At 56.1% G+C, this 26137-nt stretch carries 21 protein-coding genes and 1 pseudogene; 12 read left to right on the top strand and 10 right to left on the bottom strand.

Annotated features, from left to right (window positions below):
* Nucleotides 1-2 precede the first annotated feature (2 nt).
* The 4 genes from ACZRJQ_RS03530 to lpxC all read left to right on the top strand — a co-directional run bounded on the left by ACZRJQ_RS03530 (nucleotide 3) and on the right by lpxC (nucleotide 4451).
* Entirely contained in the window at nucleotides 3-869 is an 867-nt protein-coding gene (locus ACZRJQ_RS03530; RefSeq protein WP_463977039.1) for a cell division protein FtsQ/DivIB, read from the top strand.
* A 15-nt stretch (nucleotides 870-884) separates the two neighbouring features.
* A complete protein-coding gene (ftsA, locus tag ACZRJQ_RS03525) occupies nucleotides 885-2144 on the top strand; it encodes a cell division protein FtsA (RefSeq protein ID WP_463977038.1) in 1260 nt (419 codons plus the stop codon).
* A 71-nt stretch (nucleotides 2145-2215) separates the two neighbouring features.
* Nucleotides 2216-3427: a cell division protein FtsZ gene (gene ftsZ / locus ACZRJQ_RS03520; protein ID WP_463977037.1), complete on the top strand. Its 1212-nt coding sequence runs from the start codon at nucleotides 2216-2218 to the stop codon at nucleotides 3425-3427.
* A gap of 112 nt (nucleotides 3428-3539) precedes the next feature.
* Complete coding sequence (lpxC, locus tag ACZRJQ_RS03515) at nucleotides 3540-4451, top strand: UDP-3-O-acyl-N-acetylglucosamine deacetylase (RefSeq protein WP_048378142.1); 912 nt, start codon at nucleotides 3540-3542, stop codon at nucleotides 4449-4451.
* 50 nt (nucleotides 4452-4501) lie between these two features.
* Here lpxC and ACZRJQ_RS03510 read toward each other — a convergent pair whose 3' ends face one another.
* From ACZRJQ_RS03510 to ACZRJQ_RS03480, 7 genes are all read right to left on the bottom strand, one after another.
* Complete coding sequence (locus ACZRJQ_RS03510) at nucleotides 4502-5950, bottom strand: sensor domain-containing diguanylate cyclase (protein WP_463977036.1); 1449 nt, start codon at nucleotides 5948-5950, stop codon at nucleotides 4502-4504.
* Between the two features lie 256 nt (nucleotides 5951-6206).
* A complete protein-coding gene (locus ACZRJQ_RS03505) occupies nucleotides 6207-7526 on the bottom strand; it encodes an OprD family porin (protein ID WP_463977035.1) in 1320 nt (439 codons plus the stop codon).
* 189 nt (nucleotides 7527-7715) lie between these two features.
* Nucleotides 7716-7940 (bottom strand): hypothetical protein, encoded by a 225-nt coding sequence (locus ACZRJQ_RS03500; protein WP_463977034.1) that lies wholly within the window; start codon nucleotides 7938-7940, stop codon nucleotides 7716-7718.
* Between the two features lie 196 nt (nucleotides 7941-8136).
* Entirely contained in the window at nucleotides 8137-9543 is a 1407-nt protein-coding gene (locus ACZRJQ_RS03495) for a heavy metal sensor histidine kinase (RefSeq protein WP_463977033.1), read from the bottom strand.
* Nucleotides 9518-10192, bottom strand: a complete 675-nt coding sequence (locus ACZRJQ_RS03490) for a heavy metal response regulator transcription factor (protein WP_463977032.1) — start codon at nucleotides 10190-10192, stop codon at nucleotides 9518-9520. Before ACZRJQ_RS03490 ends, ACZRJQ_RS03495 begins: the two co-directional genes overlap by 26 nt.
* An 8-nt stretch (nucleotides 10193-10200) precedes the next feature.
* Nucleotides 10201-13296 carry a multidrug efflux RND transporter permease subunit gene (locus ACZRJQ_RS03485; protein WP_463977031.1) on the bottom strand — a complete coding sequence of 1032 codons (3096 nt, stop codon included), beginning with the start codon at nucleotides 13294-13296 and terminating at the stop codon, nucleotides 10201-10203.
* Nucleotides 13293-14456, bottom strand: coding sequence for an efflux RND transporter periplasmic adaptor subunit (locus ACZRJQ_RS03480; protein ID WP_463977030.1), 1164 nt, complete (start codon nucleotides 14454-14456; stop codon nucleotides 13293-13295). Before ACZRJQ_RS03480 ends, ACZRJQ_RS03485 begins: the two co-directional genes overlap by 4 nt.
* 209 nt (nucleotides 14457-14665) lie before the next feature.
* Between ACZRJQ_RS03480 and ACZRJQ_RS03475 the strand changes: the two genes are divergently transcribed.
* The 4 genes and pseudogenes from ACZRJQ_RS03475 to ACZRJQ_RS03460 all read left to right on the top strand — a co-directional run bounded on the left by ACZRJQ_RS03475 (nucleotide 14666) and on the right by ACZRJQ_RS03460 (nucleotide 17080).
* Nucleotides 14666-15001, top strand: coding sequence for a fimbrial protein (locus ACZRJQ_RS03475; RefSeq protein ID WP_463977029.1), 336 nt, complete (start codon nucleotides 14666-14668; stop codon nucleotides 14999-15001).
* 94 nt (nucleotides 15002-15095) lie between these two features.
* Nucleotides 15096-15341 (top strand): hypothetical protein, encoded by a 246-nt coding sequence (locus ACZRJQ_RS03470; protein ID WP_463977028.1) that lies wholly within the window; start codon nucleotides 15096-15098, stop codon nucleotides 15339-15341.
* A 152-nt stretch (nucleotides 15342-15493) separates the two neighbouring features.
* Nucleotides 15494-15775 (top strand): annotated as a pseudogene (locus tag ACZRJQ_RS03465) (PAS domain-containing protein); the annotation flags it as partial.
* Between the two features lie 246 nt (nucleotides 15776-16021).
* Complete coding sequence (locus tag ACZRJQ_RS03460; protein WP_463977343.1) at nucleotides 16022-17080, top strand: methyl-accepting chemotaxis protein; 1059 nt, start codon at nucleotides 16022-16024, stop codon at nucleotides 17078-17080.
* Nucleotides 17081-17111: 31 nt separating this feature from the next.
* Here ACZRJQ_RS03460 and ACZRJQ_RS03455 read toward each other — a convergent pair whose 3' ends face one another.
* The 3 genes from ACZRJQ_RS03455 to norR form a co-directional block, all read right to left on the bottom strand.
* A complete protein-coding gene (locus ACZRJQ_RS03455) occupies nucleotides 17112-17585 on the bottom strand; it encodes a GNAT family N-acetyltransferase (protein WP_463977027.1) in 474 nt (157 codons plus the stop codon).
* 5 nt (nucleotides 17586-17590) lie between these two features.
* Nucleotides 17591-18493, bottom strand: a complete 903-nt coding sequence (locus ACZRJQ_RS03450) for a chemotaxis protein CheW (protein ID WP_463977026.1) — start codon at nucleotides 18491-18493, stop codon at nucleotides 17591-17593.
* Nucleotides 18494-18747: 254 nt separating this feature from the next.
* On the bottom strand, nucleotides 18748-20295 hold the full coding sequence (norR, locus tag ACZRJQ_RS03445) for a nitric oxide reductase transcriptional regulator NorR (RefSeq protein WP_463977025.1): 1548 nt from the start codon (nucleotides 20293-20295) through the stop codon (nucleotides 18748-18750).
* A gap of 162 nt (nucleotides 20296-20457) precedes the next feature.
* Between norR and hmpA the strand changes: the two genes are divergently transcribed.
* The 4 genes from hmpA to cyoB all read left to right on the top strand — a co-directional run bounded on the left by hmpA (nucleotide 20458) and on the right by cyoB (nucleotide 26134).
* Nucleotides 20458-21639, top strand: coding sequence for an NO-inducible flavohemoprotein (gene hmpA, locus ACZRJQ_RS03440; RefSeq protein ID WP_463977024.1), 1182 nt, complete (start codon nucleotides 20458-20460; stop codon nucleotides 21637-21639).
* A 213-nt stretch (nucleotides 21640-21852) separates the two neighbouring features.
* Nucleotides 21853-22362: a disulfide bond formation protein B gene (locus ACZRJQ_RS03435; protein ID WP_463977023.1), complete on the top strand. Its 510-nt coding sequence runs from the start codon at nucleotides 21853-21855 to the stop codon at nucleotides 22360-22362.
* A gap of 805 nt (nucleotides 22363-23167) precedes the next feature.
* On the top strand, nucleotides 23168-24106 hold the full coding sequence (gene cyoA, locus ACZRJQ_RS03430) for a ubiquinol oxidase subunit II (RefSeq protein ID WP_463977022.1): 939 nt from the start codon (nucleotides 23168-23170) through the stop codon (nucleotides 24104-24106).
* A 3-nt stretch (nucleotides 24107-24109) separates the two neighbouring features.
* On the top strand, nucleotides 24110-26134 hold the full coding sequence (cyoB, locus tag ACZRJQ_RS03425) for a cytochrome o ubiquinol oxidase subunit I (protein WP_463977021.1): 2025 nt from the start codon (nucleotides 24110-24112) through the stop codon (nucleotides 26132-26134).
* Nucleotides 26135-26137: the final 3 nt, after the last annotated feature.

Below are 26137 nucleotides of genomic sequence, written 5' to 3'. Positions count from 1 at the left end.
CCATGCAAGGCGCATCGGTTCGTCATCAACCACCTGCACCCGGCCGCAAGCCGGTGCCGCGTGGTGCCAGCCGAATGGTGGCTAAAGAGCCGATGTCGGTGCGCCTGCCCAAAGCTAACTTTGGCTTTTTGAAGGCTCTTTTTTGGCCTGTGCTGTTGGTGGCGTTGGGGTTTGGTACGTATGAAGGCGCTCAGCGATTAATGCCTTACGCGGATCGGCCGATTACCAACATCAATGTTCAGGGCGATCTGACCTACATCAGCCAGCAAGCTGTACAACAGCGGATCGCTCCCTACGTGGCGGCCAGCTTTTTCACAGTCGACCTGGAAGCCATGCGCACTGAACTTGAGCAAATGCCCTGGATTGCGCACGCCGAAGTACGCCGTGTGTGGCCGGATCAGGTTGTGATTCGCCTCGAAGAGCAACTGCCGGTTGCACGCTGGGGCGATGAAGCCCTGCTCAATAACCAAGGGCAGGCTTTCACACCGCGAGAGCTGGCCAATTACGAACATTTGCCACAGCTGTTTGGCCCGCAGCGGGCTCAGCAGCAGGTTATGCAGCAGTATCAGGTGCTGAGCCAGATGCTGCGTCCGATGGGCTTTTCAATTGCCCGGCTGGAATTGCGTGAAAGGGGCAGTTGGTTCCTGACCACCGGAGCTGGCAGTGCAGGGCCTGGGATCGAGCTGCTGTTAGGGCGCGATCACTTGGTAGAGAAAATGCGTCGCTTCATAGCCATCTATGAAAAAACGCTGAAAGAACAGATTACAAACATTGCGCGCATTGATTTGCGTTATGCCAACGGATTGGCCGTCGGCTGGCGGGAACCTGTGGCACCCACGATGGCCCAACCCGCTGTCGCGAAGAATTAAGAAGAGGCAGGACCCATGGCAAATGTGCAAAGCGGCAAAATGATCGTCGGTCTGGATATCGGCACCTCCAAGGTGGTTGCGCTGGTAGGCGAAGTCGCGGCCGATGGCCAGTTAGAAATCGTCGGTATCGGCACCCATCCATCCCGTGGCCTGAAAAAGGGCGTGGTGGTGAATATCGAATCCACTGTGCAGTCGATTCAGCGCGCAGTTGAAGAGGCCCAACTGATGGCGGGTTGCCGCATTCACTCGGCATTTGTCGGTGTGGCGGGCAATCACATTCGCAGTCTGAACTCCCACGGCATCGTGGCGATTCGTGACCGCGAAGTAAGCTCGGCCGACCTTGAGCGCGTACTGGACGCCGCTCAAGCCGTTGCGATTCCGGCTGACCAGCGTGTGCTGCACACCCTGGCGCAAGACTATGTAATCGATAACCAGGAAGGCGTTCGTGAGCCACTGGGCATGTCGGGTGTACGTCTTGAAGCCAAGGTTCACGTTGTGACCTGCGCCGTGAATGCTGCGCAGAACATCGAAAAATGCGTGCGCCGCTGCGGGCTTGAAGTGGATGACATCATCCTTGAGCAACTGGCCTCGGCTTACTCGGTACTGACTGACGACGAGAAAGAACTGGGCGTGTGCCTGGTGGATATCGGCGGCGGTACCACTGACATCGCGATCTTCACCGAAGGCGCGATTCGCCACACGGCAGTGATCCCGATTGCGGGCGATCAGGTGACCAACGACATCGCTATGGCGCTGCGTACACCGACTCAATACGCCGAAGAAATCAAAATTCGCTATGCCTGCGCACTGGCCAAACTGGCAGGCGCGGGTGAAACCATCAAGGTTCCAAGCGTGGGCGACCGTCCTCCGCGTGAACTGTCCCGTCAGGCATTGGCCGAAGTGGTTGAGCCGCGTTATGACGAGCTGTTCACCTTGATTCAGGCTGAGCTGCGTCGCAGTGGCTACGAAGACCTGATCCCGGCTGGCATCGTGCTGACGGGTGGCACATCGAAAATGGAAGGCGCGGTCGAGTTGGCCGAAGAGATCTTCCATATGCCGGTGCGTCTGGGCGTGCCGCACAGTTTCAAAGGTTTGGCCGACGTTGTACGCAACCCGATTTACTCAACTGCTGTGGGCTTGTTGCTGTACGGGCTGCAAAAGCAGTCGGACGGCATCTCCCTGTCGGGTATCAGCAGCCGTGAAAGCTACAGCAGTGATGAACAAAAGGCGCCGGTACTTGAGCGTTTGAAGCGCTGGGTACAAGGCAACTTTTAAGTTTTAAGCAGTACCAGATTCAAAGCAGTAGAAGTAGGCGAAAAAACTAGAGAAATGAAAGGAGAGGGAAAATGTTCGAACTCGTAGACAACATCCCGCAAAGCCCGGTAATCAAGGTTATCGGTGTTGGTGGTGGCGGTGGCAATGCTGTTAACCATATGGTTAAGAGCAACATCGAAGGCGTGGAATTCATCTGCGCCAACACCGACGCACAAGCGCTCAAGAGCATTGGCGCGCGTACCATCCTGCAATTGGGCACTGGTGTGACCAAAGGCCTGGGTGCTGGTGCTAATCCAGAAGTTGGTCGTCAGGCTGCGCTGGAAGACCGCGAGCGCATTGCTGAAGTGTTGCAGGGCACCAATATGGTGTTCATCACCACGGGCATGGGCGGTGGGACCGGTACCGGTGCTGCGCCGATCATTGCCGAAGTGGCCAAGGAAATGGGAATTCTCACTGTTGCAGTGGTGACTCGTCCGTTCCCGTTCGAAGGTCGCAAGCGCATGCAGATCGCTGACGAAGGTATTCGTCTGCTGTCCGAAAGCGTCGATTCGTTGATCACGATTCCGAACGAAAAACTGCTGACCATCCTTGGTAAAGACGCAAGCTTGCTGTCTGCTTTCGCCAAGGCTGATGACGTATTGGCCGGAGCCGTTCGCGGTATCTCCGACATCATCAAGCGTCCGGGCATGATCAACGTCGACTTTGCCGATGTACGCACTGTGATGAGCGAAATGGGCATGGCGATGATGGGCACTGGCTGCGCCAGCGGTCCAAACCGTGCTCGTGAAGCCACCGAAGCAGCGATCCGTAACCCGTTGCTTGAAGACGTGAACCTTGAAGGCGCACGCGGCATTCTGGTGAACATCACCGCCGGTCCTGACCTGTCTCTGGGTGAGTACTCCGACGTGGGTAGCATCATCGAGGCGTTCGCTTCCGAGCACGCGATGGTCAAGGTCGGTACGGTTATCGATCCAGACATGCGTGACGAACTGCACGTGACGGTTGTGGCTACTGGCCTGGGCGCAAAAATCGAGAAGCCGGTCAAGGTTATCGACAATACCGTTCAGACTTCCTACGCACCTGCTTCGTCGCAGACGGCCTCTCGTCAGGAAACTCGCGTAGAGCGTCAGGAGCAGCCAGTGGTTAACTACCGTGATCTGGATCGCCCGACCGTGATGCGTAATCAGGCTCAGCAAGGCGCAACAACCGCTGCTAAGCTGAATCCGCAAGACGATTTGGATTACCTGGACATCCCGGCTTTCCTGCGTCGTCAGGCTGATTAATGAAATCAATCAGGGGTATTAAGGTGATTGGTGTTCAGCAAAGGCTCGGTCTGCTATTATCGCCAGCCTTTGTTGATACCAGTTCGCAATTTGCGCTGAAGCGGCCAATGCCATGATTAAACAACGCACCCTGAAAAATATTATCCGTGCCACAGGTGTCGGCCTGCACTCCGGTGAGAAGGTCTACCTGACCCTCAAGCCTGCGCCTGTGGACACCGGCATCGTGTTTTGTCGTGCAGACCTTGACCCTGTGGTGCAGATTCCTGCTCGCGCGGAAAACGTCGGCGAGACAACCATGTCGACCACGTTGGTCAACGGCGATACCAAAGTAGACACGGTAGAGCACTTGCTCTCGGCCATGGCTGGCCTGGGGATCGATAACGCCTACGTCGAACTCTCCGCGTCTGAAGTCCCTATCATGGACGGTAGCGCTGGACCTTTCGTATTTTTGATTCAATCTGCCGGCCTGGAAGAACAGGACGCGCCGAAGAAGTTCATCCGCATCCTGCGTGAAGTGACAGTGGAAGATGGCGACAAGCGCGCCACTTTCGTCCCTTTCGAAGGGTTTAAGGTGAGCTTCGAGATCGATTTCGATCACCCGGTTTTCCGTAACCGCACCCAAAGTGCAAGCGTGGATTTCTCAAGTACTTCGTTTGTTAAAGAAGTCAGCCGCGCCCGTACTTTTGGTTTCATGAGTGACATCGAGTACCTGCGCAAGCACAACCTCGCACTCGGCGGTAGCGTGGAAAACGCGATCGTAGTCGATGCGGATGGTGTACTGAACGAAGACGGTCTTCGCTATGAAGACGAATTTGTGAAGCACAAAATCCTCGACGCCATTGGCGATCTCTACCTGTTGGGCAATAGCCTGATTGGTGAGTTCAAGGGCTTCAAGTCTGGCCATGCACTGAACAACCAGCTGCTTCGCAAGCTGATTGAGCAGAAAGATGCGTGGGAAGTCGTGACCTTTGAAGACGCCAGCACTGCACCGATCTCGTACATGCGTCCGGTTGCGGCAGTTTAAGTAAAACTTCTTTCTCTAGTTTTTGAAGGCCACCCTCGGGTGGCCTTTTTTTATGGGGCAACGTTAGGTTTGAATGCAATCAGCCCCGTTTCATTAATGTTGACCACGCGGTTGCGACCACTCTTTTTGGCCTGGTACATCGCTTTGTCAGCCGTATTGATAATCGCCAAGGGCGAATCAAAAGCTTTGGCGTAGCGCGTACAGGTGCCGAGGCTGATGGTTAGCACCTTGTTGTCGGCTGTTACAGGTTCCATGTGCTCGACTGCGTGACGAATGTTTTCGGCAAGCAAGCGGGTGCTGGCAGCGTCGGCTTCGTTGAGAACCACCGCGAACTCTTCGCCTCCATATCGAGCCGCCAAATCGGTAGGGCGACGTACATGCGCTTTGATGACCTGCGCCACCTGACGCAGCGCCTCATCACCGATTTGATGGCCATAAGTGTCATTGAAGGCCTTGAAGTGATCGATATCAATCATGATCACCGACAGCGGTTTACCTGATCGCTGCGAGCGCCGCCAGTCCATCTCAAGTGTTGCGTCCAGCGTTCGACGATTCGCAAGTCCTGTGAGTGCGTCTGTGGAGGCGAGCCCTGCCAGCTCGCGCTCGGCATGTTGGCGCAAGCGCAGTTCGCGCACCAACAGCCAGGTCAACCACAGCAAGCCCGAGCACAACAGCAGGGTGGCGGCCCCAATCAATAAGGTTGTGTGCCACCAGTTACTGAAGATGTTCTCGGTGGACAGGGCGACCACTACTACCATCGGTAAATCGTGGACTTGTGAAAAGTTGTACAGGCGCTCTTGACGATAAAGCCCGGACATCGCTGTAAAGCTGCCATAGCGTTCACTGAGAAAACGTATGAAGTTTGGTGTCTGGCTCAAGTCCACGCCGACAAACGCTTGCAAGGTCACTGGGTATTGCATCAGCAAAAAACCGTCGGTACTGATCAGATTGATGTTGCCGTTGGTGCCGACGTCCAGTCCTCTAAACAGCCCTTTAAAGTAGTCCAGCTTCATCTGGCCCACAGCGACCCCAACAAACGTGCCGTCGGGGGCCGATATCCGACGGCTGAAACTGATCTTCCAGTCCTCATCTTTTTTGCTCGACTGAAAAGGGCGGCTGATGAACACCTGGCCACTGTTCAGGAGTTTGTGCACGTTAAAAAAGGGCTGCTCACTGAAGTTTTCATGGGGCAGCGAGGACGTGCCAGACCATGTGATGACTTGGCCTTGGGCGTTGAGCAAAAAGAAACCTTCATTGGAGGGCGCTTCGCTGGATCTGCCAAACAGCAGTGAGTGCTCAGTGATGGGTGATAGGGGGCTGAGTTCATTGCTTTGCCACACTGAAATCAAATTTTTCAGGGCGGAATCGTAAATCTCGACGGTGTTGCGCACGTCGCGATTGATCAGTTGCACGATGTTAAGGGCTGAGCGCGAAGCGTCTTGCTCGGCGCTGCGATATTCGCGCACCAACAGGTAGCTCACGATACTCAGGATGGTCATGACACAGAGCGTGGTAGCACCAATTAACATGCGCCGCGTGATGACGTGTGCTCGGGGTAAATGCTTAATGACAAAACCCTCAGCCTTGGACGTGGCGCCCCATTAAAGGTCGCGCCGCGAATCAAAGACCAACCAAGCGTTGGCCATTGATTCGCGGCGCGAAACACCCTGAAAGAATAGCTGAAGATAACGTCGAATCGTTGCTTCTTATTACGCGATTTTGCGCGTTTAAATGCGTTTTTCAGCCGTTCACGACTTAAAACACATCCAGTGGGTAATCGACGATCACACGGTATTCATCGACATTGTTATCCACGGCTTGATAGGCCTCGTTGCCGCGGTTGGTAGACCAGCGCAGGGCGACGCCCAAGTCTTTTGCCGCGCCGTCTTGAACCACGTATTTAACGGTCATGTCGCGCTCCCAGTGGTGAGCGTTTTTGCCTTGCGGGTTGTACCAACTGCTGTAACCCACGCTGTTGGGATCAACCTTGGTCAAGTCCAGTTCGCCACGTGAGTACGAGACCATAGACGTCAGGCCCGCCAGGCCAACACCTGCAAAGTCATACTCGTATTGCAGTTTCCAGGAGCGCTCGTTCGGGCCGTTGAAGTCCGAATACTGCTGCGAGTTGTCGAGGAAAACGCTGTCACCTTCGTAGATGTAGTCAAAAGGCGTGTTGCCGTTGACCCGCTGATACACCGCCGTCACGGTATGCCCGGCCATGACTACAGCAAAGTGCAGGCTGAAGGTGTTGTTGTCGATGTCCCCCAGCAGGGCCTTGCCAGTGTCTTGGGTGTGATAGAAATGCAGGCCCGGATTCAGGCTGATGCTATCGCTCAGTTCATAGGTGTAGTCAAAGTCGTAGTAGTACTGGTTCCAGACATCTTTGAGTTCAGCGCCGTACAGGTTGCTGGTGATCTCGGGAATACCGCTGAAGGACACGCCGGCCCAGGTCAGATGTTTGCTGCTCTGGTCGCCCATGTCGCCGTAGGTGGTGGTCAGACGACGCATGCCGCTTTGGTCATAAGGCTTGTTGAAGCTCACCTGACCGCCTTCAAACATCCAGCCTTCGAGGCTGTTATTGGTCAGGCTGACACCGCGGAAAGTCTGCGGCAGCATGCGTGTTTCGCCACCGGCTATGACCGGGTTGTTCAAAAACATGTCACCAGCTTTGAGTTCGGTGTCAAAAGCGCGCATTTTCAGCGCTGCGCCGGCAGACGAAAACGCCGTGGGCGCTTTGCCGTTGCCATCACTGACCGGCAGGATGCTGCTGCCATCGGTGCCGCCACCGCCGTCAAGTTTCAACCCGAGCAAGCCATACGCATCCAGACCAAAGCCCACCACGCCTTGAGTGAACCCAGACTCAAACTTGCCAATAAAACCTTGCCCCCACTCTTTGCTGTCATCGGCTTTAGGGCTGCGGATGTCGTGGTTCATGTAGTAGTTGCGCAGGTTTAGCTTGAGGCTGGAACCTTCGATAAAGCCCTCTTTGGAGGCTTCGTCATCTGCGTAGGCACAGGCTGGGATCGTTGCAGCCAGGGCAATGAATAGCGGGCTAAGTTTGAGTGAGTACTTCACGAGTAAATTGCTCCTTGAAAGTGACGGCAGTTTTTATTTTCTTTAAGAAATCAATTCTTGTTCGAGTTACGCCAAGCGCCGCGGCGTTTTTTTAAAACAAAAAAAAGCCGCTATAGTAGCGGCTTTTGAAACAGTCAGTCACATTTGTAAGCCGTGACCGACTGGGTCGGGAAGTCTGTCAGTGCTCGATCAGCTGTCTTTAGCGTCATCGGTAACGTTGGTTTTAACCTGTGTTTGCTGAGTCTTTACATCGTTTTTATGGCTGGCGGTCAGTGCTTGTTGGTGCTGCTCAAAGGCGGCGGCGCGGGCCTCATTTTGTGCGACGAACGCTGGCGATTCTTCCGCCATGGCCAAAGGCGACAACAACAAAGACGACATAACGAAAACGCTGGCCATACCCATACTGCTGGACATTTCAAAGACCTTCTTGCTGAGCAAGTTCTGTGTGGTGCGATCAAAATATAGCGCGAGCGCACACCGAAAAAGCCCTGCTCTGGATAAGGACTTTTGCGTTTAGGGTAACAAAGTCGGTGAGGGCCGAGTTAGACGCATTGTGCTGCGCCCACTGGGGGCGGGCATTTGTGATCTCTAGCAACTCTGGCGCGTAGGATCAGTGAGATTCAGCCGGCAAATACAGGCCAAATGTATTGCGCCCTTCGCCGCTTCGCACAAACACTTCGCCTCCGTGCATGTGGGCAATGGCTTTGACGATGGCCAACCCCAGTCCATGATTGGCACCGCTGTTGTGGCGCGAGGCATCCACGCGATAAAAGCGTTCGAACAAGCGGGGCAGGTGTTCTTCGGTAATCGGCGGGCCGGGGTTGCTGATGCTGATGCTGACCTGATGCTCGGTTTGCTCGATCAGCACTTCAATCCGCTGCCCCGGCTGGGTGTGCTGCACAGCATTGTTCAGCAGGTTGATCAACGCACGTCGCAAGTGCGCCTTTTCGATATTGACCTGCGCATCTCCACTGACCTGTACCCATACCCGTGCGTCTTCAACAATGAACTCCAGATAGTCCAGCGTCGTTGCCACTTCGTCTGCCAGCGAAGCGCGGGTTAGTTTGCTGGCTTTGCTGCCTTGGTCGGCGCTGGCCAAAAACAGCATGTCATTGATGATGTTGCGCAGTCGTTCCAGTTCTTCAAGGTTAGATTGCAGCACCTCAAAGTAATGCTCGGCTGAACGCCCGCGGGTCAGTGCGACTTGGGTCTGGCCAATTAAGTTGGTCAGCGGCGAACGCAGCTCGTGAGCCACGTCAGCGTTGAAGGATTCCAGTCGGGTGTACGCCTGCTCGACTCGCTCCAGTGTTGAGTTGAAGGCGATGACCAGTTGATCCAGCTCTGGCGGTAACGGCGACAGGCGCAAGCGGCCAGACAACCGCGGCGGAGCCAGTTTTTGCGCTTCTTTAGACAGGGTGATCAACGGCTTGAGGCCGATACGCGCCACCCAATACCCAAGCAGAGAGGCCAGCAGTACGCCGATGATTGCCAAACTAATCAGCGCCGTGAGCAAGTGGTGCTGAGTTTCACGGAAGGTTTGGGTGTCGATCGCAATCAAAAAGCGCAGGGCGGGGCGTTGCTCCTTGGCCGGAATCTGGCTGCTCAGCACCTTGAACGGGTAGGCCTCCTCGGGCAGTTGCAGGTCTCGCACGCCTAGCGGGCCTTTGGCGAACTCGCGCACTGTCGAATCCGGGTTGCCGTACTCGTAGTTTGGGTCGTCGCTGATCGCCCAGAACCGAATGCGTTTGTCCTCTTCGCTGAGCAACTTGAGTTTGGTGCTCATTTTGGCCCAGTGTTCTGGATTGCCGTAGCGATTGATCGAGGACTCCAGCACGCTGAATCGTGCATCCAGCTCGGCGTCAGGCAGCAGGCCAATGCCTTTGTCGACCTGCTGATACAGCGCACCACCGATCAACACAAACACCAACAACGCCACCAGCGTGAACATCGCGCTCAGACGCAAGGCGATGGAATTCAAACGGTTGGGCTGCTTAAACACCGCGTCGCTCCAGCACATAACCCATGCCGCGAATGGTGTGCAGCAACTTGTGCTCGAATGGCCCGTCGAGTTTGGCGCGCAGGCGTTTGATGGCGACTTCAACCACGTTGGCATCGCTGTCGAAATTGATGTCCCAGACCATTTCCGCGATCGAGGTTTTGGACAGGATTTCACCCTGACGCCGTGCCAGCACGCTGAGCAGTGAAAACTCCTTGGCGGTTAGCTCCAGGCGAGCGCCAGCGCGAGAGGCTTTGCGACTGATAAGGTCAATCCACAAATCATCCACCGTGATCTGCACGGGTTCATGACCGCCGCTGCGTCGGGTCAGGGCTTGCAAGCGCGCCACCAGTTCCAAAAACGAAAACGGCTTGCCCAGATAATCGTCGGCACCTTCGCGCAGGCCGCGAATGCGGTCTTCTACGCGCTCGCGGGCGGTCAACATAATCACCGGGGTTTGTTTGCGCGCCCGCAGCGCCCGCAGCACGCCAAAACCATCCAGGCCGGGCAGCATCACATCGAGCACGATGACGGCGTAGTCACTTTCAAGCGCCATGTGCAGCCCTTCAATGCCATCGCGGGCCACGTCCACGGTGTAGCCTTGCTCGCTCAAGCCCCGGCGCAGGTAGTCGGCGGTTTTTTCTTCATCTTCAATAATCAGAACGCGCATAACCTGCCTCAGTGATCAGTCGCCAACAAGCGGGCGGGTTTAGAACGGTGGAACAGACGCTCAAGCCACAGGTAGATCACGGGCGTGGTAAACAGCGTCAGCGCCTGACTCACCAGCAGGCCGCCCACCACGGCGATGCCTAGCGGCTGACGCAGTTCTGCGCCGGGGCCGTAGCCGAGCATCAGCGGTAACGCGCCAAGCAAGGCGGCGAGTGTGGTCATGATGATCGGCCTGAACCGCGTCAGGCAGGCTTCATGGATCGCCTGCTCAGGCGTAAGCCCGCGAGTGCGTTGGGCGTCGAGGGCGAAATCGATCATTAGAATGCCATTTTTCTTCACGATGCCAATCAGCAATACCAGCCCGATCAGCGCCATGATGGAAAAGTCCTGCCCGCACACCCACAGCATCAGCAAAGCCCCCAGCCCCGCAGACGGCAGGGTGGAAATGATCGTCAGCGGGTGCACGAAGCTTTCATACAACACACCCAAAATGATGTACACCGCCACCAGTGCCGCCAAAATCAGCCACGGCTGACTGGCCAGTGAGCTTTGGAACGCTTGCGCTGCTCCCTGGAAATTACCGCTGATGGTGCTTGGCATGCCGATTTCGTTTTTTGCTTGATTGAGCATTAGCACTGCATCGCCCAGCGCCACGCCGGGGGCGAGGTTGAACGAAAGGTTGGCCGCGGGGAACATGCCGTCATGGCTGATCGACAATGGCCCGCTGACGGGCGCATCGACTTTGGCCACCGCAGACAGCGGCACCATTTCTCCTGTCAGCGGCGAGCGCAGGTAGAAGTAGTTCAGGCTTTCGGCCTTGCCACGTTGCTGGGCGTCCAGCTCCAAAATCACGTTGTATTGGTTGATTTGGGTCTGGAATTCATTGATTTGACGCTGACCAAAAGCGTCGTACAGCGCTTCGTCGACATCGGTGGCGGTGAGACCAAAACGGGCGGCTGCGTTTCGGTCGATGCTGATGTGGGTGATGCTGCCGCCCAGTTGCAGGTCGTTGGACAGGTCGCGAAAGGCCGGGTTGGTGCGCAGTTTTTCAGTTAGGCGCTGCGTCCAGGTGTTGAGCGTTGGCCCGTCATTGCTCTTGAGCACGTATTGGTACTGACTACGACTTGGCCCAGAGCTGAGGTTGATGTCTTGACCGGCCCGCAGGTACAGCACAATCCCCGGCACCTTGGCCAATTGCGGGCGGATGCGGTCAATAAATTCACTGGCCGACACATCACGCTGGTTGCGGTCTTTTAGGGCAATCCAAAACCGGCCGTTTGCGATGGTCTGATTGCTGCCGGTCACCCCTACCGCATGCGAAAACGCCTGAACCGCGGGGTCGTCGCTGACGATGTTGGCCAGCGTTAGATGCTTTTGCACCATGTCTGAGTACGACACATCGGCGGCGGCCTCGGTGGTGCCGAGTACAAAACCAGTGTCTTGAACCGGAAAGAAGCCCTTGGGGATCAACACATAACCGGCCACCGCCATCGCCAGCGTAATGCCGAATACGCCCAGCATCAGCCGCTGATGCGCAAGGGCTCGCAACAAGCCTTTGTCGTACAGCGCCAGCAGGCGCTCGCCAAAGCCGGGTTTGGTCTGTGGGTGGTGTACCGGCGCACGCATAAACAGCGCCGCCAAGGTGGGCGCCAACGTCAGGGACACCAGCACAGAAATCAAAATGGTTGAGGTTGCTGTGAGAGCGAATTCTTTGAACAGTCGCCCGACTACGCCACCCATAAACAGCAATGGAATAAACGCCGCCACCAGCGAGAAGCTGATTGAAATCACTGTAAAGCCGATCTCGCTTGCGCCTTTGATCGCCGCATCGCGCATGGTGTCGCCAGCTTCAAGGTGGCGATGGATGTTTTCCACCACCACAATCGCATCGTCCACCACAAACCCCACGGCCACCACAATCGCAACCAGCGTCAGGTTGTTGAGGCTGAAACCCAGTACGTACATCAGCGCAAAACTGGCGATCAACGACACTGCCAGTACCGCCGACACAATCAGCGTGGCCGACCATTGGCGCAGAAACAGCGCCATCACCGCCACCACCAGCAGCACGGCGATCAATAAGGTGATTTCAACCTCATGCAGCGAAGCACGAATGGTTTGGGTGCGGTCACTGAGCACCTTGACCTCAACCGATGCCGGGAGCATGGCTTGCAGGCCCGCAAGGGACGCCTGAATACGGTCGACGGTCTCAACAATGTTCGCGCCGGGCTGGCGCGAAATCACCAGATTGAGCCCCGGCTGGTGCCCAGACCACGCCTGCACGTAGTCGTTTTCGGAGCCGTCGATGACGCGCGCCACATCGCGCAATTGCACCGGGGCGCCGTCTTTGTACGACACGATCAACTGGCTGTATTCGTCGGCGTTAAACAGTTGGTCGTTAGTTGACAGTGTCGAAATGCTCGACGGCCCATACAGCGCACCTTTGGCCAGATTGAGGCTGGTTTGTTGAATCGCCAGCCGAATGTCCGCCAATGTCAGACCAATGGCCGCCAACTTGTCGGCCGAGGCCTGGATGCGAATGGCAGGGCGCTGCTGGCCTGTGATGTTGATTAGCCCCACGCCGTCAATTTGGCTGATCTGACGCGCCAACAGGGTTTCGACATAATCGCTGAGTTCGGTGCCGGGCATTTGCATCGAGCTGATGCTCAGAATCAACACGGGGCTGTCGGCCGGGTTGACCTTCTTCCAAGTGGGCAGCGTGGGCATGTCTTTAGGCAACTTGCCGGACGCGGTATTGATCGCTGCTTGCACCTCTTGCGCGGCAGTGTCGATGCTTTTATCGAGGGTGAATTGCAGGGTCAGGGTGGTCGAACCCAAGGCGCTGCTGGAGGTCATTTGGGTCATGCCGGGGATGGCGCTAAATTGCACCTCCAGCGGCGTGGCCACCGACGATGCCATCGTGTCCGGGCTGGCGCCGGGCAACTGCGCAGAGACTTGGATCGTCGGAAATTCCGCCTCAGGCAGCGGAGCAATGGGTAAACGCGGGAAGGCGATTAGACCCAGCAATACCAGAGCGAACGTCAAAAGCACTGTGGCTACGGGGTGATCGATGCACCAAGCCGACAGCGAGCCGCGAGCATTCATGGCTGCACCGCATTGGCGTTGGGCACACTGCTCAATGCGGGCTCGCTCAAGACTTCAATGCGCGAACCGGGCTTAAGCCGTGATTGGCCGTCGCTGACCAAGGTATCGCCCACATCGACGCCGCTGATGATGTTCAAGCGGGAGTCTTGAAACAGCATGTGCACGGGCACGGTTTCGACGGTGTCGCCCTTGACCCGGTACACGAAATAACTGTCCAGTCCGCGCTGCACAACTTGCGGCGGCACCACCAAAGCGTTTTGATCGACCCCGGTTTGCACTTCAACATTCACCAGTTGGCCGGGCCACAGGGTTTGTCTGGCGTTATCAAACTGTGCTTTGACCTTGATCGTGCCCGTCGTGGCGGACACTTGATTGTCGATCAAACTCAAGCGGCCTTCGCCCAGTGGTGTGCCGCTGAGCAGGGTGTCACCCAAAAAGGCGCTGACCCGGGCTGAATCTTTGGCCTCAAGCAGGTCGTGAAGGATGGGTAACTGTTGTTGAGGTAACGAAAACTCAACGGCAATCGGGTTAATTTGGGTTACGGAGAAAAGCCCCTGCGCATCGCTGACGCGCAGAAAGTTGCCGGGATCCACGGCACGAATCCCTACCCGGCCTGTGACCGGAGAACGGATTTGCGTATACGACAACTGCACCTGCGCTGCGGCGATGGAGGCTTGATTGCCTTGGGCGGTGGCTTTGAGTTGATTGACCAGCGCCTGTTGCTGGTCGAGCGTCTGTTTGGATACACCGCTGTCGACGCTGAGCAGTTGGTAGCGCTTGAGGTCAATTTGCGCGACCTGCAACTGAGCTTGGTTTTGCGCTAACTGCGCTTTGGCCTGATTGAGGCTGGCCTGAATCGAGCGGTCGTCCAGCGTTGCTAGCAAGTCACCGGCCTTAACCGTCTGGCCTTCCTTGACCAGCAGTTGAGTGAGGATGCCGTCGATTTGTGGGCGAATCATCACGCTGTGCAGTGACAACACTGCGCCAATCGCGCTGATGGAGCGCGGCACGTCCTGCTGCACCACCTGGATAACCCGCAAGGGGACGGCTGTTGCAGCGCCGGGCTTATTTGCTGTTGGGCGTTGCAATAGCCAGATGCCTGCACCGATCAAAACTATGATCAAAATGCTCAGCTGTATTTTCTTGTTTTGAGTGCGCATGCCGGGTAAACGCCGTGTGCGTGAAATGAGGGAGTGTGCAGCCTGCCAAGGGTTATAGCGGATCTAGTCGGTCAGTACGGTGACGTCAAACTGACATTCCTGACAGTTAGGCAGAAAACCTGTTGATACACCTAAAGAAATTATGGAATTGGCCGATGAGATAGTTATCACAGAGGGGCGCTGGAGCGTCTCTAGACGGGGAGCTATTGATGAAGTTATTTGCGTTGGGGTTGGCGGCATGCGTGTTGTTCGGGCTCTCCAATGAAGCCTTGTCTGAGACAACAGAAAGTGGCGGCACTATCGAATTTACCGGTCAAATTACGGAAGCTGGCTGCGAGTATGGCCCACCTGGCATCGTGAGTTTTGGTCAGCAAACGCGTTTGATTCAAGTCACTCCCACTGTGGCGCTGGCAGTGAACATGGCAAGTAATGCTTGTCGCAGTGGAGAGGTGCCGTTCGTCGCTTCTTATAAGAAGCTCAACAACCCGGCTTACAGCGAAGAGCAGGGCGTACGCAATGGTGTGCTGACTATTTCCTACCTCTAAGTCAACTCTGAGTGCAACGCGGGGAAAGGAGACGGGTATACTGCGCGGTCTTGCGCCACCTGGCCTGATTCTTACCCCGTATTTCGGAGCTTTCATGACTACTCCTACACAACCGACTGCTCCTGATGCCTTGGGCACTGAACAGACTGACACTGAAGCCTGTGTGGACAGTTCGGCAAAACCGGTTATTCCTGCGTTCAGCTTCCCGTTCAAGCCTTCTGATTTTGCCAAGGCCAAGGCCGCAGCCCAGCCTTACTACCAAAAGGGTGGCACCGGTCATCACCACAAAACTCCAGACGCTCCGCCTCACGGCACCCGTAAAACTATGGGCAAACGCTGAGTTCTGGCGCCGAAAAAATGGCACATGTCCTCCAGTTTCAGCGTGTGCCCAATTAACTTGTCCAGACCTGCGCTAGATCAGTATTTCGTTAATAGGTGCGCTTAGAGTCGACAGCCCTGCCGACTCTTCCCTATTAATCGAGCGCGCCCGTCATGAAAATCAATCTACCGATAACCGGCCGACCTGTTGATTTTGCTCCCGACGCTAATATTCTCTCCACCACTGACCTCAACAGTGCCATCACTTACGCCAACTCTGACTTCATAAAGGTCAGTGGCTACGAGCTGAATGAGTTGTTGGGCAGCCCACATAACCTTCTGCGTCATCCCGACATGCCGTCAGCGGCTTTTAGCCATATGTGGCAAACGCTCAAGTCGGGCCGTTCGTGGATGGGGATGGTGAAAAACCGCTGCAAAAGCGGCGATCACTATTGGGTCAGCGCCTATGTGACCCCCGTGATGAAAAACGGTGAGACCGTCGAATACCAATCAGTGCGCACTCATCCAGCGCCCGAGCGAGTGGCTGTGGCAGAGGCCTGCTATGCGCGTATGCGTTCGGGGCGTGTGTCGCCATTGCAGCGTTTGGCACGCGTTGGGCTTGTCGCCAAGGTGGCGATGTTTGTCAGTGCTGTGTTTGGCGCAGTGACCGCCTTGGGCACGGTGTGGTTGCCGCAGATTGATATGCAAGCCGGGGTGCTGATTTGGCTGGCGGGCAGTGTGCTGAGTGCCGCGGCGGTTGCTTGGGTTTTGCGGCCTTTGAATGCATTGGCTCGTCGCGCCAAGGGCGTGGGTGACAACCCGTTGAGCCAGCAGATCTATACCGGGCGTGGCGACGAACTGGGGCAGATCGAATTCGCGTTGCACATGCTGGAGGCCCAGGTTGGGGCTGTGGTGGGGCGCATTGGCGATGCGTCGCAGCGTTTGGCCGGGCACGCCAGTGAGTTGGTCTCGCATCTGGAAAACAGCCATAACAGCACGCTGCACCAACAGCTTGAAACTGACCAAGTGGCTATTGCCATCAATGAAATGGCGGCCAGTGTGGCGCAGGTGGCGAGCAATGCACAGCAAGCCTCTCTGGCGGCTGATCGGGTCGAAAACGAAACCCGTGAAGGTCATGAGCTGGTGATGCAAAGCCGCAGTTCGGTACAGCATCTGGCGACGGAACTGGAGCGTGCGACCGAGGTGGTGCACCACCTGGAAAGCCACAGTAGCGACATTTCATCGGTGCTGGAGGTGATTCGCAGCATTGCCGAGCAAACCAATTTGCTGGCGCTTAACGCTGCCATTGAAGCGGCGCGGGCAGGTGATCAAGGGCGCGGCTTTGCAGTGGTGGCTGATGAAGTGCGAGGTTTGGCGCAGCGCACACAGCAGTCGACCAGCGAAATTCAGCAGATGATCAGCACGTTGCAAGAAGGCGCGCGGGCCGCGGTGCAGGTTATGCAGCAAAGCAGCGAGTTTGCGCAGAGCAGCGTGAGCCAAACGCAACGGGCTAGCTGCGCCTTGAGCGGCATCAGTTTGCAGGTCAAAAAAATCACTGAAATGAGTGTGCAAATCGCCTCGGCGGTGGAAGAGCAAAGCGTGGTCAGCGAGGACATCAATCGCAACATCGCAGGCATTCGCAGTGCGTGTGAAGTCACGGTGGATGCTGGGCAACAAAGCCATCGCAATTCAGGTGATGTGGCCGCGCTGGCGGCTGGCTTACGCTCGCTGGCCCAGGAGTTTTGGCAGACGCGGCGCTGAGTGAGTGCTCGCCGCTAAAGCCGCTTAGCGCCTAGAGCGCTTGGCGCTGAATCAGGGTCATGCCGTGCTGTTCATACAGGCGCCGCGCCCTGAGGTTGTGCTCCATCACTTTGAGGTCGACGCAGGCTTCGCCGCGTTGCTTGAATACCGCGAACACGTGGCTCAGCAACGCGCTGCCTACACCCTGACGTTGCTGATCGTGGCGCACCACCAAGTCTTTGAGGTAGGCGCTGGTCCAGGCTTGAGCAACCCCCACCACCTGCTCATCTCGCAGGGCTACAAAACACAGGAGTGGGTCGTACTCGGCGTCATGCTCAAGTGCGTGCAGCCACTGCGCCAGTGGTTCAACACAGCCTTGCCCCTGGGCATAGCCTTGGCTGAGCAGTGCATGCACGGGTTGTAACAGCGCCTCGCTTAAGGGGTTGAGCGTCACCCCTTGTGGCCATTGCGCCAGGGGGAAACCCCCGCGTAAATCCTTGCGCAGCAATAAGCAGTGGTTGCTCATTGCATTCAATAGCCTTGAGCTGCAACGGTGCGGGCCGCATCAATCAGGCACTTGGTCAGGTCTGGCGATGAAAATTTGGTCAGCACCGCATTAGCGCCCGACAAGCGCGCTTTTTCGCTGTTCATCGCACTGTTGAGCGAGGTGTGCAGCAACACATACAAGTGCTGGAAGTCAGGGGTTTCGCGCAGTGTGCGGGTGAAGGCATAACCGTCCATCTCAGACATCTCGATGTCTGATACCACCAGGTTGATTTGCTGCGCAGTGCCTTGCAGTTCCAGCAGGCGGTCGATGGCCTCCTTTGCACTGCGGGCGGTGTGGCAATGCAGGCCAAGGTTGCGCAGGGTAATGACCGACTGTTGCAGGGCGACTTGGCTGTCGTCGACCACCAAAATCCGCGCATTGGCCAGCAGTTCGGCCTCTTCTGTGCTGACGGCTTCAGGCTCGTCGATGACTTTGGAGGGGGCAATGCCGTGGATGACTTTTTCGATATCCAGCACTTGTACCAGCATGTCGTCGACCCGGGTGACGCCGGTGATAAACGAGCGATTGCCGCCTGCACCATAAGGCGGTGGACGAATATCGGTGCTCAGGCAGTGCACGATCTTGCTCACGGCCTGTACGTGCAAGCCCTGTTTGGAACGACTGACATCGGTCACGATCAGGCAGCCGCCCGCCGGGTCCAATAACGGTTGCTCGCCGATGGCACGGCTCAGGTCGATCACTGACAACGGGGCACCCCGTAACACCGCAATGCCTTTCACGTGCGGGTGTGACTCGGGCATTTTGGTCAGGGGCGGGCAGGGGATGATTTCGCTGACTTTAAGCAGGTTAATCGCCATCAGCTTGCCGCTGCGCAAAGTGAACAGCAGAAGCGAAAGAGAATCTGCGCGGGCGTTGTTGGATGACATAAAAACCTTCTGTTTAAAGAGAGGCTCGCAGGCCTTGGGGCAGCGGCTAGCGGGCAATAACGGGTTATCGACCTAATTTAGTCGGTCTTTAGGAAACATCCTAATCAGAACCTCTTGTTACAGGGCGTGCTGCGTCAGACGGCCTCTCCATCACAACGCGTGGACTCGCGATATTCAGATAAGGCGAGTTGTCAGGTTTTATGATCGCTTTGCAATCGGACGCAGCCTGCGCCAACGGCTTCGGGGGTTGTGGGTTATTTCAAGCCTAGGCGTTTGGCCATTCGGCTCAGATTGGCCCGATCGAGCCCCAGCTCGCGCGCCGCACTGGCCCAGTTGTGTTGATGGCGCTCAAGGCAGGCGTTAATGATGTGCCGTTGATACGCCTCGGTCGCTTGGCGTAAATCACCCGCTGCGACGGGTAATGCCGCCTCGGCCAGTGGTTCAACTTCGAGGGGCTGAGTGGTGGGCAACTCCAGGTCGGCTGCCGTTAACGTCAAAATGCGTGGTCGGGTTTTGCAGTTGCCCAAGGCTTTAAGGGCGCTGCGACCGATCAGGTGTTCCAGTTCCCGCACATTGCCCGGCCAGTCGTAATGCAGCAGTGCAGCTTGGGCGTCCGGGCTCAGGCGTAAGCTGCCAAGGCCCATGCGCGAGCGATTTTGCTCAAGAAAAAAACCGCTGAGCAGCAGCACGTCTCGCCCGCGCTCTCTTAAAGCCGGCACCTTGAGCGGGTAAACACTCAGCCGATGATAGAAGTCGGCGCGATAGCGGCCACTGCGCACTTCTTCGGCCAGGTCTCGGTTAGTGGCTGCAATCAGGCGCACGTCGACTTGGTACTCCTGATCCGAGCCAAGGCGCTGCAACTGGCCACTTTGTAAGACCCGCAGCAGTTTGGCTTGCACGGCGAGCGACAACTCACCCACTTCATCCAAAAACAAGGTGCCGCCATTGGCCAGCTCGAACTTGCCACGGCGTTCATTGGTCGCGCCAGTGAAAGCTCCGCGCACATGGCCGAACAGTTCGCTTTCGACCAGCGTGTCTGGCAGAGCGGCGCAATTAAGGCTGATGATCGGTTTGTCGGCCCGCGGCGAAGCGACATGAATGGCTTGGGCGACCAGTTCTTTGCCGACACCGGTTTCGCCCGTAATCAACACGGTCAGGTCGCTGCCGCCTACCAGTGCGATCTCTTCGAGTAAGCGCTTGTGGACTTTGCTTTGGCCGATCAACTCTTTATTCGGGCTGCCGTGGGCTTGGCGATAGAGTTCGGCTTTTTGCTGTTCGTCCTCAACCCGCAACGCCAAGCGTTCAATACGCTGGGCAACATTAACGGTGGCGGCGGCTAGGCTAGCGAAGGCTTGCAGCGCATCCAGCTCGACGGGCTCAAAACGTTTTGGGTCGAGCGCATCAAGCGTCAGCAAGCCCCACGGTTGCTCATCAATAAACAGCGGGCAGCCCATGCAGTCGTGGACTTCCAGATGCTCCGCCAACCCTTCAACCAGCCCGTCATAAGGGTCGGGTAGCTCGCAATTGCTGGGGAAGCGCGTCGGCCCGGGGCTGCTAAGCAGTACTTCAAAGCGCGGGTGTTCACTGACTTTAAAACGACGGCCCAAGGTGTCGAGGCTCAAGCCATCCACCGCCAGTGGCACCAGCCATTCTCCGTCCAGGCGCAGTAAGGCGGCGGCGTCGCAGGGCAGCAAGGCGCGCATGGCTTCCAGCAGGCGGCGGTAACGTTCGCTTTCTGGCAGTTCGCGGGACAGGTCGGCCACCAGTGGCAGTAAGGTTGTGAGCAGTAGTTTTGCAGTCATTTTGACCTCGTGTAGTCGGAGTGACTATAAAACAGGCTGAGTCAAAATGACTATTTGTTATTTAAGATGCTGATTTTAAAGGCTTTAAAAGTTGGCATGAATACTGATACCTGACTGGCAATTGGAAATTTATTTTTGCCTAAGTGCTCAGGAGTCACCTTTATGCTTACTGCTCAGGATCGTGCCATCGTCAAATCCACTGTGCCGTTGTTGGAAAGCGGCGGCGAAGCACTGATTACACACTTCTACCGCATGATGCTTTCGCAATACCCAGAAGTACGCCCCCTGTTCAATCAGGCCAATCAAGCCAGTGGTGACCAGCCGCGCGCGCTGGCCAATGGTGTGTTGATGTATGCGCGCCACATCGACCAACTCGACCAGTTGGGTGATTTGGTGGCCAAGATCATCAACAAGCACGTTGCGCTGCAAATCCTGCCGGAACACTACCCGATTGTTGGTAAATGCTTGCTACGTGCCATTGAAGAAGTGTTGGGCAGTGATATCGCGACTCCTGAAGTGCTGGGCGCTTGGGGAGCGGCTTACAACCAGTTGGCCGATATTCTGATCGGCGCAGAAGCGGCCATTTACGACGAGAAAGCGGCAGCGCCGGGTGGCTGGCGTGGCGGGCGTGATTTCAAACTCGCGGCCCGAATTCAAGAAAGCGCCGAAATTACGTCGTTTTACTTTCGGCCGGTGGATCAACAACCCATTCTCGACTTTGAGCCGGGCCAGTACATTGGCATCAAACTCGACATTGACGGGGTTGAGGCGCGCCGCAACTACTCACTGTCGGCATTGGCTCAAGTGGGGCGCTATCGCATCAGCGTCAAACGCGAGGCGGGTGGGGTGGTGTCCAACTTCCTGCATGACCAGTTGCAAGTGGGTGACATCGTTGAGCTGTTCCCGCCAGCTGGTGAGTTCACTCTGACGGCCAGCGACAAACCGCTGGTGCTGATCAGTGGCGGCGTTGGTATTACCCCGACATTGCCGATGCTCGAAGCGGCCTTGGTGACCAAGCGCCCGATTCACTTTATTCATTGCGCCCGCAATGCGCAGGCTCACGCGTTCCGAGGCTGGATCGATGAGTTGGCTGAGCAATACCCGCAACTGCAGCGCTTTTACTGCTACGCCGAACATGATGAGCAAGCCAGTTCTGTCGATCACGTAGGCCTGTTGAGTGCTGATGTGCTGGAGAAGTGGCTGCCTGAAAACCGTGATGTAGACGCTTACTTCTTGGGGCCTAAAGGTTTTATGGGGGCAATCAAGCGCCAGCTCAAAGCCTTGGGTGTGCCTGAAAAACAAAGCCGCTACGAGTTCTTCGGCCCGGCTGCGATGTTGGAGTAATCCATCTTTAGTCGCGGGCGAAGGGGGCTTAGACACTTCAAGTAAACGGGTGCTTCGCAACCCTTCGCAGCCTGCGGCAGCGACTACAGAAGGCTTGCCTTAATCGCGCTTTAATCCTCGGCATTGTTAATTCGCTTCCTACACTTAGCCTACATCCATGCCAAAGGTCTGGGTGTAAACTGCGCGCTTGATAACCAGGCAAAAGGAAGCGGAATGACGGATGACATGATGCGATTGGGGCGTGAGAAACGCTTCCTCGTCTTGCTGGGGGTAATCTGCCTGGCACTCATTGGTGGCGCGCTGTACATGCAGATCGTGCTGGGTGAGGCGCCTTGCCCACTGTGCATTCTGCAACGCTATGCCTTGCTGTTTATTGCGCTCTTTGCCTTTATCGGCGCCGCGATGCGTACCACGCGCAGCATCACCCTGTTTGAGGGGCTGGTCGTGCTGAGCGCCATTGGCGGTGTTGTAGCTGCCGGGCGTCACGCTTACATTCTGGCCAACCCTGCGGTCAGTTGCGGTCTGGATGCACTGCAACCGATTGTAGACGGCCTGCCGCTGGCGGCCATCTTCCCGCTGGGCTTTCAGGTGGATGGTTTCTGCTCGACCGCTTACCCGCCAGTACTGGGCCTGTCGTTGGCGCAATGGGCGCTGGTGGCTTTTGTGTTGACTACGGTGTTGGTGCCTTTGGGTATTTACCGCAATCGTAAAAAAACCAGCTGAGTCATTAAATTTGGCGAAAGCCGCCTCGTTCTTCTCCTGGAAGTGCGGGGCGTTTTTTTGTGCGCGCAAAAGTGTAAATGGGCTGTGAAGCGACAACGAAAATGGCCATGCGACACTGCGACATATTGTCACGCAAGGAGTGTCGCAAATCATGTCTTTGTCTAACAATGGGTGGCTGAAACGTCTCAGTGCGCAGCGTCTGCCTGAGGCGATTTGACGCTGATCCGCGGCTTGAATTATGCACGAGTGCATTGAGGGGGAATCGGCTGAAGCCCTTTTTATTTGGGCGTATTAGCGTATCGCAAGGGCGGGAAGCGTGCGCCCAATAGGGGCACTTACAAACGTGGGTAAAGACGTGCTACAAGCGCGAGAGAGGAGGGTGCTTAAACGCGGGGCGTAATAATAGTGAAGGATTGTTACTCGCAGCGAGAATAATTATTTCTAGATGAGACATGGTTTATAGAGAGCTACCTAACTACAATCGCCCGCATTGAACGTCCAGCCTGCTCATCCCTGAGCCCAAGCGGGAAGTTGAAGGTCGTCTGGGCAGTTCCTGATAGACGTCCCATGCGACTCCCAGGTACTGGCAACCCTTCTAAGTTCCGCACCAAATGGAATTGGTCTGACACAAGGCCTTTGACCACGTATCGAATAAGAAATCACTGCTAACCCAGGATTTGCCCATTCGCCTCACAGCGATGAAGCAGGCCCTTATTCAATTCCGGAAAAATGCCAACCCTTGGCAGGGTGAAGTGTTGGCGAATAAAACCAACTGCATTGTGCAAGCTGTTTTAGAGGTCGTGAGATGACTAAAAAAAGGTACCCCAGACTCTTTGGCTTATTGCCACTTTTCGGCATGTTGTTGCTGGGAGGCTGCAATATGACATTGCTCGACCCGGTAGGGCAGGTCGGCATCGATGAGAAGAATCTGATCATCACTGCAACATTGCTCATGCTCTTGGTCGTGATCCCGGTCATCGCGATGACGTTTATCTTCGCGTGGAAATACCGTGCGTCGAACACCAAAGCTACCTATGCACCGAAATGGTCGCACTCCACCAAGATCGAAGTTGTGATCTGGACTGTGCCTATTTTGATCATCATCGCTCTGGGTGTGATCACCTATAAGTCGACTCACGCACTGGACCCGTATCGCCCGATCGAGTCTGACGTCAAGCCGATTACCATCGAAGTGGTGGCAATGGATTGGAAGTGGCTGTTCATCTACCCGGAACAGGGTATCGCCACCGTCAACAAGATCGTGTTCCCGGCTAACACCCCGATCAATTTCCGCGTCACCTCTGACACGGTTATGAACTCGTTCTTCATTCCAGGCCTGGGCGGTCAGATCTACGCCATGGCGGGTATGCAGACCAAGCTGCACTTGATTGCCAACAAGAACGCCGAACTCAATGGCATCTCTGCCAACTACAGCGGTGCGGGCTTCACTGGCATGAAATTCAAAGCAATCGCTACTTCTCAGGCTGACTTTGATGCCTGGGTAAGTGAAGTCAAAGCGGCACCTAAACAGCTTGATAGCGCTCAATACGAAGCCTTGTCCAAGCCAAGCCAGAACAACCCCGTTGAGCTCTTCTCCTCGGTCACACCGAACCTGTTCCAAGTCATCATCGACAAGTATGAAGGCATGAAACCAGGCAAGCCTGTGAAGCACGAGAAGAAAGAAGTGGCCACGACCGAAGGGTTGGACATGGATTCGCATTCAGCTGCCGGGGCAGAGGAGTAAACGATGTTTGGTAAATTAAGTCTGGACGCCATACCGTTCCACGAGCCGATAGTGATGGTGACCATCGCTATGATCGCGCTCGGTGGTCTGGCGTTGTTTGCAGCAATTACGTACTACAAAAAGTGGACCTACCTGTGGACCGAATGGCTAACGTCAGTCGACCACAAGAAAATTGGCGTGATGTACATCATCGTTGCCATGATCATGCTGCTGCGCGGTTTTGCCGACGCCATCATGATGCGTACCCAGTTGGCTATGGCCACCGAAGGTTCGCCGGGCTACTTGCCACCTGAGCACTATGACCAGATCTTCACCGCACACGGTGTGATCATGATCATCTTCATGGCGATGCCATTCTTCACCGGCCTGATGAACCTTGCAGTGCCGCTGCAGATCGGTGCGCGTGACGTTGCTTATCCGTTCCTGAACTCCCTGAGCTTCTGGCTGCTGGTGTCTGGCGTTGTGCTGGTCAACCTGTCGCTGGGCGTCGGTGAATTCGCTAAAACCGGTTGGGTTGCTTATCCGCCATTGTCGGGGCTGCAATACAGTCCGGGCGTGGGGATGGATTACTACATCTGGGCGCTACAGTTATCGGGGCTAGGTACGACGTTAACCGGGGTTAACTTCCTGGCAACCGTGCTGAAAATGCGTACCCCGGGCATGAAAATCATGGACATGCCGATTTTCACCTGGACCTGCACCTGGGCTAACGTTCTGATTGTGGCTTCGTTCCCGATCCTGACCGCTACCCTGGCTCTGCTGACACTTGACCGTTACATGGATTTCCACATTTTCACCAATGAACTTGGTGGCAATCCAATGATGTACGTCAACCTGTTCTGGGCGTGGGGTCACCCTGAGGTATACATCCTCATTCTGCCGGCGTTCGGGATCTTCTCTGAAGTCATCTCGACCTTCACTGGCAAGCGTCTGTTCGGCCACCACTCGATGGTTTACGCCAGCGGCGCGATCTCGATTCTGGGCTTCATGGTTTGGCTGCACCACTTCTTCACGATGGGGTCGGGTGCCAGCGTCAACGCCTTCTTCGGTCTGGCGACGATGCTGATTTCCATCCCGACGGGTGTGAAGCTATTTAACTGGCTGTTCACCATCTACCAGGGTCGTCTGCGCTTCACCAGCCAGGTTCTGTGGACGCTGGGCTTCATGGTGACGTTCGCTATCGGCGGCATGACTGGCGTACTGCTGGCCATTCCGGGTGCTGACTTCGTACTGCACAACAGCCTGTTCGTAATTGCTCACTTCCATAACGTGATCATCGGCGGCGCAGTATTCGGTTATATCGCAGGCTTCAGCTTCTACTTCCCTAAAGCGTTCGGCTTCAAGTTGAACGAATCGTGGGGCAAGGCTGCGTTCTGGTTCTGGATCTCGGGTTTCTTCATCGCGTTCATGCCGCTCTATGCACTGGGCTTCATGGGCATGACTCGTCGTCTGAATGCCAGCACCAACCCTGAGTGGGTGCCTTACCTGTACGTTGCACTGTTCGGCGCAGTACTGATCGCTATCGGTATCGCCTGCCAGTTGATCCAGCTGTACGTCAGTATCCGTGACCGCAAGCTGCCACAGAACGCCTGTGAACACGGCGATCCTTGGAATGCTCACACGCTGGAATGGTCGACTTCGTCGCCACCACCGTTCTACAACTTTGCTGTGCTGCCAAAAGCAGAAGGTATCGACCCGTTCACCGAAGCCAAGGAAAACGGTACTGCGTACCAGGCTCCGGCCAAGTACGAGCCGATCCACATGCCTAACAACACCGCAACAGGTGTGGTCATGGGCGCACTGCTGACCGTATTTGGTTTTGCAATGATCTGGCACATCTGGTGGTTGGCGATCGCTAGCCTGGTTGGCACCGTTGGGTACTTCATCCTTCATGCTGCCCGTGATGACCAGGGCTACATGGTGCCGGTTGAGACCATCGAGCGCATCGAGGCCGAGCAGCACAAGCGTCTGGTAGCCGCCAAAGCAATCCCGGCTACCCGTGTTGAAACCAAGTTGGAACAGGCTTAAACC

It is taken from the genome of Pseudomonas sp. E315 (genome assembly GCF_055406205.1).
The sequence above is the reverse complement of the archived record's forward strand: the minus strand, read 5'-3'. Positions and strand labels throughout refer to the sequence as shown.

Bases quoted from the DNA above. Each gene is read 5' to 3' on its own strand.
- ACZRJQ_RS03510 (WP_463977036.1), bottom strand. From the start codon at position 5,950: ATGACCATCCTGAGTATCGTGAGCTACCTGTTGGTGCGCGAATATCGC.
- ACZRJQ_RS03475 (WP_463977029.1), top strand. From the start codon at position 14,666: ATGAAGTTATTTGCGTTGGGGTTGGCGGCATGCGTGTTGTTCGGGCTC.
- ACZRJQ_RS03495 (WP_463977033.1), bottom strand. From the start codon at position 9,543: ATGTGCTGGAGCGACGCGGTGTTTAAGCAGCCCAACCGTTTGAATTCC.
- cyoA (WP_463977022.1), top strand. From the start codon at position 23,168: ATGACTAAAAAAAGGTACCCCAGACTCTTTGGCTTATTGCCACTTTTC.
- ACZRJQ_RS03455 (WP_463977027.1), bottom strand. From the start codon at position 17,585: ATGAGCAACCACTGCTTATTGCTGCGCAAGGATTTACGCGGGGGTTTC.
- hmpA (WP_463977024.1), top strand. From the start codon at position 20,458: ATGCTTACTGCTCAGGATCGTGCCATCGTCAAATCCACTGTGCCGTTG.
- ACZRJQ_RS03485 (WP_463977031.1), bottom strand. From the start codon at position 13,296: ATGAATGCTCGCGGCTCGCTGTCGGCTTGGTGCATCGATCACCCCGTA.
- ftsZ (WP_463977037.1), top strand. From the start codon at position 2,216: ATGTTCGAACTCGTAGACAACATCCCGCAAAGCCCGGTAATCAAGGTT.
- ACZRJQ_RS03500 (WP_463977034.1), bottom strand. From the start codon at position 7,940: ATGTCCAGCAGTATGGGTATGGCCAGCGTTTTCGTTATGTCGTCTTTG.
- norR (WP_463977025.1), bottom strand. From the start codon at position 20,295: ATGACTGCAAAACTACTGCTCACAACCTTACTGCCACTGGTGGCCGAC.
- ACZRJQ_RS03435 (WP_463977023.1), top strand. From the start codon at position 21,853: ATGACGGATGACATGATGCGATTGGGGCGTGAGAAACGCTTCCTCGTC.
- ftsA (WP_463977038.1), top strand. From the start codon at position 885: ATGGCAAATGTGCAAAGCGGCAAAATGATCGTCGGTCTGGATATCGGC.
- ACZRJQ_RS03530 (WP_463977039.1), top strand. From the start codon at position 3: ATGCAAGGCGCATCGGTTCGTCATCAACCACCTGCACCCGGCCGCAAG.
- cyoB (WP_463977021.1), top strand. From the start codon at position 24,110: ATGTTTGGTAAATTAAGTCTGGACGCCATACCGTTCCACGAGCCGATA.
- ACZRJQ_RS03490 (WP_463977032.1), bottom strand. From the start codon at position 10,192: ATGCGCGTTCTGATTATTGAAGATGAAGAAAAAACCGCCGACTACCTG.
- ACZRJQ_RS03480 (WP_463977030.1), bottom strand. From the start codon at position 14,456: ATGCGCACTCAAAACAAGAAAATACAGCTGAGCATTTTGATCATAGTT.
- ACZRJQ_RS03460 (WP_463977343.1), top strand. From the start codon at position 16,022: ATGCAAGCCGGGGTGCTGATTTGGCTGGCGGGCAGTGTGCTGAGTGCC.
- ACZRJQ_RS03470 (WP_463977028.1), top strand. From the start codon at position 15,096: ATGACTACTCCTACACAACCGACTGCTCCTGATGCCTTGGGCACTGAA.
- lpxC (WP_048378142.1), top strand. From the start codon at position 3,540: ATGATTAAACAACGCACCCTGAAAAATATTATCCGTGCCACAGGTGTC.
- ACZRJQ_RS03450 (WP_463977026.1), bottom strand. From the start codon at position 18,493: ATGTCATCCAACAACGCCCGCGCAGATTCTCTTTCGCTTCTGCTGTTC.